Origin of the sequence: Agrobacterium albertimagni AOL15 (genome assembly GCF_000300855.1) — a bacterium.
GTDB lineage: Bacteria > Pseudomonadota > Alphaproteobacteria > Rhizobiales > Rhizobiaceae > Allorhizobium > Allorhizobium albertimagni.
This window is the reverse complement of the sequence record NZ_ALJF01000004.1, coordinates 148,073-160,978: the sequence shown is the minus strand read 5'-3', so window position 1 is coordinate 160,978 and position 12,906 is coordinate 148,073. Positions and strand designations below refer to the sequence as shown.

Genomic DNA, 12,906 nt, shown 5'->3' with positions numbered 1-12,906 from the left:
GGCGTCCGTTGGGCGCCCTTTTTCTCAACCCTGATCGTCCTGACCGAGCAAACCGTCGAACACTTCGATCAGCGCTTCGCTGATCGCGCCGCCGAGCTTGTGGCCGGCCTCGCGCAACCCTTCCTCGTCCATATCGCGCGCCGCAAGCGCCAGCGCCGTGCCCTCTTGGGCCACAATTTCCTTGGCACGTTCGATCGCCCAAAGGGCGAATTCGCTGCGGCTTTCGATGGCGACGGTCTCGTCCATGGTCTGTCCCTGTGGCGGTCTTGGGGTGCTCGGGAATGCGTGAAAAATCGCACTGAAAACGACAGTGCGACGGCACCGGCAACTCAATTTTCAGACAAGAAAAAAGCCCGGCAAGCCGGGCTTTTTAAAGTGTTTGAGGATCGCATAAACTGCTGATCTCAAATCGGAATTTGGTGCCCAGAAGAGGACTCGAACCTCCACACCCTTTCGAGTACCAGCACCTGAAGCTGGCGCGTCTACCAATTCCGCCATCTGGGCGACGAGGAGCCGTGTAAAGGGACTGCTCCGACCTGTCAACCGGCTTTTTGAAGTTTTCATGTCGGGGCGATGAAGGCGTTTGCCTGATTGTCGGAAAATGCCGGAAGCGGATCCGCAGATGCGTTGGGACACAGGCTTTCTGCGCCGTCCACCGGGGAGTAACGCCGTCGTGAAAAAGCCGTGATCGAAATGCTCTATCTCGCGGTCGGCAAGGCGGTTCGCCCGCCGCCGGGATGAACGACGGGATGACTACATGACGATTCGATCCGCTTTTGTGGCCGTGGCGCTCGCCGGTCTCCAGCTTTTCACCTCCGTGGCGGAGGCTGCGATGACCAAGCCGATGCCATCGGTTTCGCAACAGAGCTCTGATGTCGAAAAGATCGATCTCGTCTGCGACTTCTCCGGTTGCTACGAGACCTGGGACCGCCCGCCGCCGCGCCGTCCACGCCCTCTGCCACCGGAATACTATCCGCCATCCGTCTATGACGAACCGCCGGTCTATCGCCCGCGCCCACGTCCGCCTGTCTATGTCGAACCCGGCTACCGTCCGCGACCGCGTCCGCCGGTTTATGCCGATCCGGGTTACCGCCCGCCGGGCCGCGGCTGGGAGCGGCATGTCGACTGGTGCCTGAACCGCTATCGGTCCTATAATCCGCGCACCAACCAGTTCCTCTCCTCGAGCGGCTACTACAAGGTCTGCCAATCGCCCTTCTATTGAGAGCAAGCAATTTTTGAAGGCGGTCGTTCGACCGCCTTCGCCGATCTCAGCTGTCGAGCCCTTCGTTGCGGCTCACACGATCGACATGGCCGAGATCACGCTCGGGATCGATGGCATCCCGCACCTTCTGCTTCAGCTCCTTCGGGCCTGGAAAGCCGCCATCACGCTTGCGTTCCCAGATCAGCGCGTCGTTCAGCTTGATCTCGAAAATCCCGCCGGTGCCCGGGATAAGTGCCACTTCGCCCAGATCGTCAGCAAAGGTGTGCAGCAGTTCCTGCGCCATCCAGCCTGACCGTAGAAGCCAGTTGCATTGGGTGCAGTAGGTGATCGAAATCCGGGGTTTTTCCATCGGCTTATTCCTCACTTCACGGATAAGTTAACCCAACTAATCAACTTTTCTGCGTGCGTCCAATTGCCACGCAGCCAAGCTTCGGCCATGACGCGCAGGTTATTGTCTTTTTTGGAGTTTGTTCATGTCCATTGAACCGAACCGTCTTTTTGTTCCTGCCCTTGCCCCCGTCTATCGCTCCGGTCACGAAGGGGTCGAAACCCTGCTGCGTCTGGTGGCCGGTGGCTTCCTGGTCATCCATGGCGCCGGGAAGATCGTCGATCCCTTCGGCGCCGTCCAGATGGTCGAGGGCCTCGGCTTCTATCCCGGCGTCTTCTGGTCGCCGCTTCTGGCGATCACCGAATTCTTCGGCGGCATCCTGCTCGCAATCGGTCTCCTCACCCGCCCGGCAGCCTTTGCCGCAACGATCGTCCTGCTGGTTACGGTCTATTTCCATTGGATCCAGCTGGATCAGGGCTTCTCCGGGGCTGAAAAATCGCTGCTTTGGGCGGCGATGACGTTCTATTTCGTCATCCGTGGCGGCAACCGCCACTCTGTCGACGCCCGTCTGAAGAAAACCTTCTGAGGTCCCGGAAGGGCGCTGCTTGCGGCGCCCTTCCGTCTTGCGACATTCGCATCCGCATGCTTTCTCTGAGGGCAACCACCCACGAGATCCGATTCCCCATGCGCGTTGCCATCGTCGAAAACACCCGCGTCACCGAAGTCGGTCAGGTCGGCATTGCGCTATCAGAGGCGGGCGCGAAAACCGCCACCATCCGAGCCTATGCCCGCGAACCACTGCCGGACCTCGATGCCTTCGACGCTCTGGTGGTGTTCGGTGGTGAGCAGAATGCCCGCGACGACGAGAAGCATCCCTATCTCCCGGAACTCGTAAGCCTGATGCGCCGCTTCGGCGACAGCGACAAGGCCGTGCTCGGCATCTGTCTCGGCAGCCAGTTGCTCGCCCGCGCCTATGGTGGCGACAATCTGATCGGTGCCGCCCCCGAATTCGGCTGGCGCAGCATTGGCCGCACCGAGGCCGGCAAAGCCGATCCGGTGCTGTCGGTCCTCCCCGACCGTTTCCTGTCCTTCCAATGGCACGACGACACCTTCACCTTGCCAGAAGGCGCTGCCCATCTGGCGGAAAACGAAGCCGCTCGTCACCAGGCCTTCCGTATCGGCCGCGCGGCCTATGGTTTCCAGTTCCATTTCGAGGCCAATCGAGACGTCGTGCGCAATTGGATGACGCATTTCCCAGAGGTCATCGAGCGCAAGGAGCCGGGCTGGCTCGACCGCCATCCTGAGATCGAACCGACCGACGGGCAGCTCTCCGATCAAGCCGGGCTGGCGCTCGCCCATGCCTGGGTCCGGCAGATCCGACCGTCATGAACGGGTCCCCCGTCTCACGCGCATCCGTGCGTCGTGCCCGGGTTTGACCGACATCAAGCCGCCGGAACTTCCGACCTGCTATCTCCGACTTCACTGATCGGAGTTCTGCCTTGTCCCTGTCCGCCTTTGCCTTTGCCGTCCTGCTCCTTCTGCTGACACCGGGGCCGACGAATACCCTACTTGCCGTTTCAGGCGCCACGCGCGGCATCAAGGCCTCGCTGCCGCTGATCGGTGCCGAATGCGCCGGCTATCTCACGGCCATCGTTCCGCTTGTCTTCTTGGCCGCGCCACTGCTCATTGATCAGCCGGCTGCAGCCCTTGGCATCAAGCTCGCCTCGACCCTCTGGGTCTTGCTGCTCGCCGCCCGGCTCTGGATGCGTCCGCCCTCGGCCAATGCGCAGGGTGGAACGACGGTGGCTGCCGTCTACGCCACCACGGTGCTCAACCCCAAGGCCTTGATCATCGGGCTCGCCCTCATTCCCGCAGCCGGCAGGGGTTCGCTGGATGAATTGCTCCAGCCGCTCCCCTATCTCGCCGTCTTTTCGCTGCTCGTCGTCATCGTCGCCGCCTGCTGGCTGAGCGCCGGCGCCGCCATCCTCCGGCGGCTGGCCACCACCAACCCCTTGCTCTTCGGGCGTGTCGCCGCAAGCTGCCTCGTGGCCTTTGCCTTGAGTCTTGCTGGCCGCGCCATCGGCTGGATTTGATCCCCCGACATCCTCCGCCCTCTTGCGAGCCATTCGCCCCCGTGCTTAATCCATATTCAATCGATTGAGATCGCTTCAGAAACCTGTGGGAGGGGGACATGAAGGCAGTGGGGAAGCGTTTGATGGCGCTCTGCTTCATCATTCTGGCGCTTGCGGTCCAGCCGGTCCAGGCATCTCCAGTGGGCGCCGACAAGGTGATGCGCGACTGGTATCGCCTCATCCTCGAACTCGTCCGCCACACGCCGAGCTATTCGCCGCCGGTCGCGAGCCGCGCCTTCGCCTATCTCGGGGTGACCGCCTATGAGGCGCTCGCTTCGGGCGACACCACCATGACCTCGCTTGCCGGTCAGGTGAACGGCCTTGACCCCGTGCCGCCGCGCCAGGCCGGAATCGCCTATGACGAGGCCGTCGTCATGCAGGCCGCCCTGTCATCCGCCGCGCGCGAATTCTTCGGCAATACCGGTCCGACCGGTCAGCGCGCGTTGAAGCGCATGACCGAAAAGCTCTCGTCCGAAGTGTCCACCGGTCTTGCCCCCGATCTTGTCGCCCGCAGCCAGGCCTATGGAGAAAGCATTACGGCGCATATCCTCGCCTGGTCCCTGGAGGACGGCGGCGCCAAGGTCGAGAACATGGGCTTTCCCCTGGAATTCACGCTGGGGGACAACAAGGACAGCTGGGTGCCGACCAGCCTGATCAACCAGCAGCAACTGCCTCTCCTGCCCAAATGGGGCGAGAACCGTCCCTTCGCGATGCAGACGGGCAATGGTTGCCCCCTGCCAGCACCGCCTGCCTATAGCGAGGTAAAGGGCTCGGATTTCTATCAGGAAGCCTTTGAAGTCTATGAGACCGTCAAGAACCTGTCGCCCGAACAGCGCGCCATCGCCCGCTTCTGGTCGGATGACCCGATGCTCTCGCCGACCCCGCCCGGCCACTGGATCGTCATCGGCCTGAAGGTGCTCGACGAGCGCAAAGCCAGTGCCGCCGAACATGCCGACCTTCTCGCCCGCCTTGGTATCACGCTCGCCGACGCCTTCATCGGCTGCTGGCATTCCAAGTTCGAATACGATCTCCTGCGCCCGGTCACCTATATCAAGCGTGTCATCGACCCCAAATGGGAGCCGATCCTGATCACGCCGCCCTTCCCGGAATATCCGAGCGGCCATTCCACCCAGTCGGGTGCGGCAGCCACCGTGCTGACGGCCTTCTTCGGCGAGAACTTCGCCTTCACCGACAACACGCATGAAAAGGACAAGCTGCCCAACCGGAGCTTCAAGAGCTTCTGGGGTGCGGCAGAAGAAGCCGGTGTCTCCCGCCTCTATGGCGGCATTCATTTCCGCGCCGCGATCGATCGCGGCCTCGACCAGGGCCGCTGCATCGGCGAAAAGGCGGTTGCCCTGAGGACGCGCGGATGACGGCCGAAGCCATCGCCTCGCACCATTGCCGAACCGCTCTTGCGGCCGTCCTGTTGGCCGCGCTGCAAGCCGGCACAGCGCTTGCCAATGGCGGCCCTCTCGTACCCCGCTTCACCGACGAAACCGCCTCCAGCGGCATCACCAGCACCTATCGCGGCGACTGGGAATTCATGGTCGGCGGCGGCGCCGGCAGTTTCGACTGCAATGCCGACGGATTTCCCGACCTTGTGCTTTCCGGCGGCGAGGACAAGGCGAAATTCTACCTCAACCGCAGTACGCCGGGCGGCCCGATGAAATTCGAGGAAAAACCGTCAGGCCTCGAACTCGACAAGGTGATCGGCGCCTATCCGCTCGATATCGACGGTGACGGGCAGCAGGACGTCGTCCTCCTGCGCTCCGGCGAAAATGTCGTCATGCGAGGCCTGGGCGAATGCCGATTCGAGCGCGCCAATGAAGCCTGGGGATTCGATGGTGGTGATGCCTGGTCTACAGCTTTCTCCGCCACCTGGGAGCGCGGCAACATCTGGCCGACGCTCGCTATCGGCAATTACATCGACCGTTTCGAGGACTTCGAGCCCTGGGGTTCCTGCACCGACAACTGGCTGCACCGCCCCGTCTCCGCGACCGAGCGCCGCTTCGCCCCGCCGCTCGCGCTCAATCCGTCCTTTTGCCCGCTGTCGATCCTCTTCACCGACTGGAACCGTTCCGGCACGCCGTCGCTACGCGTCTCCAACGACCGCGAATATTACAAGGGCGGCCAGGAGCAGATGTGGCATGTCGAGCCGGGTGAGGCGCCGCGGCTGTATACCCAGGAGGAAGGGTGGAAATATCTGCGCATCTGGGGCATGGGCATTGCCGGCCACGACCTCGATTTCGACGGTTACCCGGAATATTTCCTCACCAGCATGGCTGACAACAAGCTGCAGAAACTGGCCGAAATCCCCGTCGATGGCAAGCCGAAGCCCTCCTACAACGACGTTGCGTTTGCCAAGGGGGCCACAGCGCACCGGCCCTATGTCGGGGGCGAAATCCGCCCCTCGACCGCCTGGCACACGGATTTCGAGGACGTCAACAATGACGGCCGCACCGATCTTTTCGTTGCCAAGGGCAATGTCGCGGAGATGCCCGATTTCGCCGAGAAAGATCCCAACAACCTGCTCGTTCAGGGCAAGGACGGCAAGTTCAGCGAATTGGGCGACAAGGCTGGCATCGCCTCCATGGCCAAGGGACGGGGTGGCGCGCTTGTCGATTTCAATCTCGATGGCTTGGTCGATCTCCTCGTCGTCAACCAGGGCGCGCCCGTGGAGATCTGGCGCAACATGACGGAAACGCCGGGCCGCTTCCTGCAGGTTGCGCTCCGGCAGGGCGGCTCGAACCGCGATGCGGTCGGCGCCTGGATCGAGGTGAAGACCGGGGACGTCATCCAGCGTCGCGAGGTAACGATCGGCGGTGGCCATGCGGGCGGCAAGACCGGTTGGCATCATGTCGGCTTGGGGGAACTGGGTGAAACCGAGATCCGCGTGCTTTGGCCGGATGGCGATATTGGGGATTGGCAGAAGGTGGCGGCGGACAGGTTTTATGTGGTCGAGCGCGGTGTGGCGCCGAGAGCGTGGAAGCCGGGTGAGGGGTTGTGAGGGCACCCATCTCCCCCCTTGCGGGGGAGACTTCGGAGCGGTGGCCGAAGGCCAGAAATCGATCCAGTGAATCGATTTCAGCGAACGGAGGCCTGAGCGCGACGCCCGCGAAGGCTGTGAGAGGAATTGGCCCGATCAGGGCCAAACCTCAGATTTCGCCAGAGGGGGGCTTGGTGAGGCCTGCGCCCATGGAACTTTGCCCCTCTCTTGGAAAATCTGAAGTTTAGACGGCTTGCGCTCGCCTAAGCCTTCGATTTTCCGTTCTCCCCCGCAAAGGGGGAGATGGGACCCCGCAGGCGCTTCGGCTCCCTCATGCTGAGGTGCCGTTGCAAGGCGAGGGCCTCGAAGCATCCCTAGGTGGCCTCGCCCTTCGAGGTCGGGCAGGCCAGGCACCTCAGGATGAGGGGTGATCTATCAATGTCAAAAACCCCAAGCTTCGCCACCGGTCAGGATTGCTCCCTCCGGGTGGGTTCATGATTGTCTCGGACGAGGCGCCAGAAGCAACCTGTCTAAGTAGTTTATGTGGCTCCTTCCGGCGCCTCGTTCGGCGTCTATTCCCGCTGCATGCGTCTCTCTGGCAAGGCGGCGACGGTCCTCGGGATTTCTCCCGAGGAATGACCGGGCGCGGGTCCGGCTTTGGCATCACCGTGAGATGACGCTTCAGCCTGGCCGGTGGCCTGGGAGGTTCCCGCCGGATGGTGCACCAATCCGACCGGGACCCTCGCCCGGGGGATGGGGCTTTGATCATTCGCGACTTGGCCCGCATCCCCGCCGTTTGTTTCGCCCCGCCGTCTGGTATGTTCGCGACGGCGTGGGCGCCTTGTCTGTGTGCCTCTAAGGCACGTCCTTCCGATCGGGGTATCCGGTGACCTGGGCATCCGACCCCGTCACCTTCGTTACCAGCCCCTCGTCCGGAGGGAGACCGTTGCAGCGGGCCGGGGATTTGTGCCTGCGACAGCACTTAGCCCCGGCGCCGGCCCCGCCTCGTCTGACATCGCATCGTCAGGTGTATCCGAGGGCGGGACGGGGACTAGGGTAAGGGGGTGGAAATGGGCGGGGATGAAAAAACATGTCGGGGTTTGATTTTGCTCGGGATTTTCTCAAACTCATCCCCCTCGCACTGCGGGAATTGAGGGGGTTTTGGCGGCTTGCGCGGGGGCCATCTCCCCCTTGCGGGGGAGAAAGCGATTTCGATGAATTAGTCGTGGCGCAAGCCACGGCTAAACATCTGAAATCGCAAGAGAGGGGCTCGGTGATGTCAGTGCCAACGGCACTGTGCCCCTCTCCAGGAAAATCTGAAGTTTAGGCCGCTTGCGCTGGCCTAAGCCTTCGATTTTCCGTCCTCCCCCGCATGGGGGAGGGGAGCCGCAAGCGCTCACTCCACCTCTTCGACCGCAGCCTCCGCCACCCGCTTCTGGATCGACTCGATGCAGTTCTTGGCGCTCGACTTCGACTTGTAGGTTTCCGAGCGCACCATGATCTCGCCATTGGCGGCGCGGAAGCGGACGAAGGTTTCGCCGTTCTTGGCTTCGTCGATCTCGAAGCGATAGCCGCTGCCGGTCTCCTCCTTGGTGAGGTCGACGACAGGGGCTGCCGGCGCGTTTTTCTTCAGCGACTCGACGCAGTTCTTCGCGCTTGCCTTCGAGGCGTAGTTTTCCGACCAGACCATGATCTCGGCATTGTAGACGAACTGGACGCGGAACTCGCCCTTTTCGGTCTTCAGGATCTTGAACTTGTGCATGCCTGTCTCCCCTGCTTTGCCCATCGGCTTATGATTGCATTCGAATGCTAGCGCGACTGTGGCAGGCGGGCAAGCAGGGCTCAGAAGCCCTGGAAAAGGAAATCCGTGGCGGCGGTGATCTCGTCGGCGCGGGCGGAGAGATCGGCGATCGAGGGGCCGACGGCCGAGACGGGGACCGTCGTGATGAACTGGGTGAGCATCGCAAAGGTCTCGCCATCGATGGCAAGGCGCGCATTCAGGCGCGAAACAGGGGTCGCAACGTCACCGACCGGTGCGAGTGGCACGACCACGCGGGTCGTCAGGGCATCGAGTAGATTGGATTGCACGTCGAGGGCCAGGCTTCCGTCGTTCCCGATGCGGTGAACGTGGAAGCGGGTCATGGTCAGAACATCCGGTATTTCGCGAGTGGAAGGCCATGCTTGGCGACATAGTCGTTGGATGCCTGGAGGGCCTCGGCGTTTTCGATCTTCCACCGCCGTTCCTTCTCTGCCTTGATGGCAAGCGCGATGCCCTTTTCGGCAGCACCGGTGATGTCGAGGCTAAGGGCTTCAGCTTCGGCAACAAGGGCTTTACTGACGGTCAGGTCATGGGCTTTGCGGGCTTCGATCGACATAGCGCAACTCCGAGGAAGCGCCATTATAGCGCGAAATTCGCATATGAGAAAGCAGGTGCCGAGGGCGGCGAACCGCCCCCGGCGGAGGTGTCACCCCTTCGGCGGATACGGATCATTGCCATAGGAATTGCGTTCGCGGATGCGACCGTTTTCTCCATGGATCAGCATTTCCGACTGCTGGTTCTGCGCGATGCCACGGGCAATGCCGATCGCTTCGCGCTGGGTTTCGACAACCTTGGTGGCGCGGCTGGAGCCGGCACCCTTGACGGCCCAGCCATTGGCATGGGGGACGACGTGTTGATTGCGTTTTGTCATTTTCAGAATCCTTGTTCGATCGTGAGGAGGAAGGCCGCTGCTTTCGCAGCGACCTCACTTCGTCATGCTGAGCGTTTCTGAAGGGCCGCTTCGCGGCTGCCGATGAACTTCCGTTCCTTGAGAACTTCGTTCACGCGGCCCGGATTGACGTCGAGACGCGCCGCAATCCGGTTCTGAAACTCGCCGGTCCAGTGGCAGAGCCAGATCTGGACGGCGTCATCGAAGGTGAGCGCAGGGCTCGGCTTGGCATTATCATTCATGATAATGATCTCCATTGAGGATGCCCTCTTGAAACGGAGACCGAGAGATGCGAGTCTGAAAATGTAACGGTTCAGATATCGGCACTCTCAGTACATCCGTCCAACGGATTGGGCTTGTCCGCTGACACCACGGGTCACATTGCAGGTCGGGTTGCACCCCTATCTGTTGTGTGGCCCTTCTTATTAATGCCAGCCGCGACGGTGCTCGTTGGTGCGGCTGGCTATTTTTCTTCTAAACATCATCGTCTCCGAATTACTGTCACGCTGGCCAATTCCTCGTGATCTGAACGAGAATTACATAGCGGCGAAAGTGGCTGCAAACACTAAATATAGTAACAACAGAATATTGCAGCTAGCCCCAGAACCCCTGTTCGGTGGTCAAAATTGCACAAATATCCCATCGCGTAGAGCGTCGTCAGAACGCCGTTCCACATGCAAGAAAGCTGCTAAAAATGTTTGATGAAACCCGACCTCGTTATGCCCGGTCCAGTCGCCGCCGCAACAGGGTTCATTAACATCGTCCCGACTGATTCCGTCAAGGGGTGGTCTGTGAAGGAAATGTTAACGCTATATGTTGTGGTGTCAGATTGTGGGCAACGGGCAAAAGTGCCAAGTATTTGAACACAATGAGTTAATTTCTCTGATTGCCGGTCAGAGAGATCGCTATAAATCAAAATATACTTGCAGATCAAAGAAGGGGCTTTTGCCCCCTCACTCGTCGCTCATCTTCAACGCGGCAATAAACGCTTCCTGCGGAATTTCGACCTTGCCGAACTGGCGCATGCGCTTCTTGCCGGCCTTCTGCTTGTCGAGCAGCTTGCGCTTACGCGAAGCGTCGCCGCCGTAGCACTTCGCGGTCACGTCCTTGCGGAGTGCCGAGATGGTTTCGCGGGCGATCACGTTGCCGCCGATGGCGGCCTGGATCGGGATCTTGAACATGTGCTTCGGGATCAGGTCCTTGAGCTTTTCGCACATGTCGCGGCCGCGCTTTTCGGCTGCCATGCGGTGGACCATCATAGAGAGCGCATCGACCGGCTCGCCGTTGACGAGGATCGACATCTTCACGAGGTTGCCCTCGCGATGGCCGTCGAGATGGTAGTCGAAGGAAGCATAACCCTTCGAGATCGACTTCAGGCGGTCGTAGAAATCGAAGACCACTTCGTTGAGCGGCAGCTCATAGGTGATCATCGCGCGCTTGCCGACATAGGTGAGTTCGGTCTGGATGCCGCGCCGGTCCTGGCAGAGCTTCAGGATGCCGCCGAGATAGTCATCGGGGGTCAAAATCGTCGCCTTGATCCACGGCTCGTGGATTTCCGCGATCTTGACCACGTCGGGCATGTCGGCCGGATTGTGCAGCTCGCGCTCCGTGCCGTCGGTCATGAACAGCTTGTAGACGACGGACGGGGCGGTTGCGATCAGGTCGAGGTCGAACTCGCGCTCGAGGCGTTCCTGGATGATTTCGAGATGCAGCAGGCCGAGGAAGCCGCAGCGGAAGCCGAAGCCGAGGGCGGCAGAGGATTCCATTTCGAAGGAGAAGGAGGCGTCGTTGAGGCGCAGCTTGCCCATGGCAGCGCGCAGGTCTTCGAAGTCTGCGGCATCGACGGGGAAGAGACCGCAGAACACGACCGGCTGGGCCGGCTTGAAGCCCGGCAGCATGTTGGCGGTCGGGCGCTTATCTTCGGTGATGGTATCGCCGACGCGGGTGTCGGCCACTTCCTTGATCGAGCCGGTGAAGAAGCCGATTTCGCCGGGACCGAGGCTATCCACTGCCACCATCTTCGGGGTGAGAACGCCGACGCGCTCGACCACGTATTTGGCGTCCGTGCCCATCATGCGGATGGTCTGGCCCTTGGTGAGCACGCCATCGAGCACGCGGACGAGAACCATGACGCCGAGATAGGTGTCGTACCAGCTGTCGACCAGCAGGGCCTTGAGCGGCGCCTTTTCGCCGCCTTCGCTCTTCGGCGCCGGCAGCTTGTGGACGATGGCTTCGAGAACGTCGGGAATGCCGAGGCCGGTCTTGGCCGAGATGAGGACGGCCTCGGAGGCATCGATCCCGATGACTTCCTCGATCTGTTCCTTGATGCGCTCGGGCTCGGCAGCCGGGAGGTCCACCTTGTTGAGGACGGTGACCAGTTCGTGATTGTTGTCGATCGCCTGGTAGACGTTGGCCAGCGTCTGGGCTTCCACCCCTTGAGAGGCGTCGACCACGAGCAGCGAGCCTTCACAGGCCGACAGCGAACGCGAGACTTCATAGGCGAAGTCGACGTGTCCGGGCGTGTCGATCAGGTTCAGCACATAGGTCTCGCCATTATTGGCCTTGTAGTGCAACCGCACCGTCTGGGCCTTGATGGTGATGCCGCGTTCCTTCTCGATCTCCATGTTGTCGAGAACCTGTTCCGACATCTCGCGGTCAGCGAGGCCGCCCGTCGACTGGATCAGGCGGTCGGCCAGGGTCGATTTTCCATGGTCGATATGGGCGACGATGGAGAAGTTGCGGATATGGTCGAGAGGGGTGCGATCGGTGCTCATGGCTCGCGCATATAGCAGTGAGCCCTTGCATCGCAAAGCGGAAAGATCGGGTTTTGCAGGCGATCACGGCGGTTTTGACGTCGCAGGGAGGCGGACTTTGGGCCAAATGCGAGCGGCGATCGCTCAGGTCTGCTCAGGCCAGGCATCCTTCGGCCAGCTGCGGGCGGTGTGAATGACCCGGAGGATCAGGATACGCTGCTCGTCCGGCACGTCATCGACGGCGTAGCAGAGGATCCAAGGCAGGGGCGCGAGTGATTTCTCGAATGTGCCTGAGACCGGCCCTGGTCGTCCGGTTGGTATCTCGCCGAGCGAAGTGCCTGCAGCCTTTATCAGGTCGACGATACGCTCGGCGACATCGGGATCGTCTTCTGCGATATGGCTAAGAATATTGAGCGCATCACGCGTGGCATCGGCCGCCCAGACGACCGGGCGCTTCATTCCTGCGCTGTCCGGTCGCGTCGCACGGCGGCGATCATCGCACGCATCTCGGCGATCGCCTCGGCATGAGGGATCACATCACCGGTTCGACCTTCTGCGAGGCCTTTTTCGATGGACTGCCGCAGGGCAATCTCCTGTTCGACAAAGGCGGTCACTGCTTCTTCGGCGAGATACTGGCTGCTTTGCTCGACGCCCGATGCGAGCGCATCCAGCTGGTCCTTCACATCCTGTCGAATTTCAATCGTGATTGTCGTTCGGGAAGGCATGGTTCGGCTCCGCTGTTTGCCTCCGCATGATAGCGTGGCCACCAACCATTCA

General features: G+C 61.3%; 16 protein-coding genes and 1 tRNA gene. 6 read left to right on the top strand and 11 right to left on the bottom strand.

Translation table 11 applies throughout. The annotated features are described in order from the left end of the window. Nucleotides 1-24: 24 nt before the first annotated feature. The gene (locus QWE_RS05565) at nt 25-246 is read right to left on the bottom strand and encodes a hypothetical protein (protein ID WP_006725114.1); all 222 of its coding nucleotides are present in this window, start codon (nt 244-246) and stop codon (nt 25-27) included. Between the two features lie 171 nt (nt 247-417). Next, nucleotides 418-504 (bottom strand) — tRNA-Leu (locus tag QWE_RS05560). A 253-nt stretch (nt 505-757) separates the two neighbouring features. Here QWE_RS05560 and QWE_RS05555 point away from each other — a divergent pair. Then, nucleotides 758-1,222 (top strand): BA14K family protein, encoded by a 465-nt coding sequence (locus QWE_RS05555; RefSeq protein WP_006725113.1) that lies wholly within the window; start codon nt 758-760, stop codon nt 1,220-1,222. A 46-nt stretch (nt 1,223-1,268) separates the two neighbouring features. Here the strand turns inward: QWE_RS05555 and QWE_RS05550 are convergent, their stop codons facing one another. Beyond that, complete coding sequence (locus tag QWE_RS05550) at nt 1,269-1,571, bottom strand: Rdx family protein (RefSeq protein ID WP_006725112.1); 303 nt, start codon at nt 1,569-1,571, stop codon at nt 1,269-1,271. Between the two features lie 124 nt (nt 1,572-1,695). Between QWE_RS05550 and QWE_RS05545 the strand changes: the two genes are divergently transcribed. The 5 genes from QWE_RS05545 to QWE_RS05525 all read left to right on the top strand — a co-directional run bounded on the left by QWE_RS05545 (nt 1,696) and on the right by QWE_RS05525 (nt 6,689). Beyond that, a complete protein-coding gene (locus QWE_RS05545; RefSeq protein WP_006725111.1) occupies nt 1,696-2,136 on the top strand; it encodes a DoxX family protein in 441 nt (146 codons plus the stop codon). A 98-nt stretch (nt 2,137-2,234) separates the two neighbouring features. Continuing rightward, nucleotides 2,235-2,939 (top strand): type 1 glutamine amidotransferase, encoded by a 705-nt coding sequence (locus tag QWE_RS05540; RefSeq protein ID WP_006725110.1) that lies wholly within the window; start codon nt 2,235-2,237, stop codon nt 2,937-2,939. Between the two features lie 110 nt (nt 2,940-3,049). Next, the gene (locus tag QWE_RS05535) at nt 3,050-3,643 is read left to right on the top strand and encodes a LysE family translocator (RefSeq protein ID WP_006725109.1); all 594 of its coding nucleotides are present in this window, start codon (nt 3,050-3,052) and stop codon (nt 3,641-3,643) included. Between the two features lie 98 nt (nt 3,644-3,741). Beyond that, nucleotides 3,742-5,055, top strand: a complete 1,314-nt coding sequence (locus tag QWE_RS05530) for a vanadium-dependent haloperoxidase (protein WP_100220849.1) — start codon at nt 3,742-3,744, stop codon at nt 5,053-5,055. Next, on the top strand, nt 5,052-6,689 hold the full coding sequence (locus QWE_RS05525; RefSeq protein WP_006725107.1) for a CRTAC1 family protein: 1,638 nt from the start codon (nt 5,052-5,054) through the stop codon (nt 6,687-6,689). The genes QWE_RS05530 and QWE_RS05525 overlap by 4 nt, the downstream gene beginning before the upstream one ends. Before the next feature lie 1,375 nt (nt 6,690-8,064). Here QWE_RS05525 and QWE_RS26015 read toward each other — a convergent pair. From QWE_RS26015 to QWE_RS05485, 8 genes are all read right to left on the bottom strand, one after another. Beyond that, a complete protein-coding gene (locus QWE_RS26015) occupies nt 8,065-8,430 on the bottom strand; it encodes a YegP family protein (protein ID WP_006725106.1) in 366 nt (121 codons plus the stop codon). 80 nt (nt 8,431-8,510) lie between these two features. After that, nucleotides 8,511-8,810 carry a CcdB family protein gene (locus tag QWE_RS05515; protein ID WP_006725105.1) on the bottom strand — a complete coding sequence of 100 codons (300 nt, stop codon included), beginning with the start codon at nt 8,808-8,810 and terminating at the stop codon, nt 8,511-8,513. 2 nt (nt 8,811-8,812) lie between these two features. Continuing rightward, a complete protein-coding gene (locus tag QWE_RS05510) occupies nt 8,813-9,043 on the bottom strand; it encodes a type II toxin-antitoxin system CcdA family antitoxin (RefSeq protein WP_006725104.1) in 231 nt (76 codons plus the stop codon). A gap of 90 nt (nt 9,044-9,133) precedes the next feature. Further along, nucleotides 9,134-9,358: a DUF2188 domain-containing protein gene (locus QWE_RS05505; RefSeq protein WP_006725103.1), complete on the bottom strand. Its 225-nt coding sequence runs from the start codon at nt 9,356-9,358 to the stop codon at nt 9,134-9,136. 62 nt (nt 9,359-9,420) lie between these two features. Next, entirely contained in the window at nt 9,421-9,618 is a 198-nt protein-coding gene (locus QWE_RS05500) for a hypothetical protein (protein WP_237369955.1), read from the bottom strand. Between the two features lie 711 nt (nt 9,619-10,329). Then, nucleotides 10,330-12,150, bottom strand: coding sequence for a translation elongation factor 4 (lepA, locus tag QWE_RS05495; protein ID WP_006725101.1), 1,821 nt, complete (start codon nt 12,148-12,150; stop codon nt 10,330-10,332). A gap of 123 nt (nt 12,151-12,273) precedes the next feature. Continuing rightward, nucleotides 12,274-12,588 carry a type II toxin-antitoxin system RelE/ParE family toxin gene (locus tag QWE_RS05490; protein ID WP_006725100.1) on the bottom strand — a complete coding sequence of 105 codons (315 nt, stop codon included), beginning with the start codon at nt 12,586-12,588 and terminating at the stop codon, nt 12,274-12,276. Next, nucleotides 12,585-12,854, bottom strand: coding sequence for a CopG family ribbon-helix-helix protein (locus QWE_RS05485; RefSeq protein WP_006725099.1), 270 nt, complete (start codon nt 12,852-12,854; stop codon nt 12,585-12,587). Before QWE_RS05485 ends, QWE_RS05490 begins: the two co-directional genes overlap by 4 nt. Nucleotides 12,855-12,906: the final 52 nt, after the last annotated feature.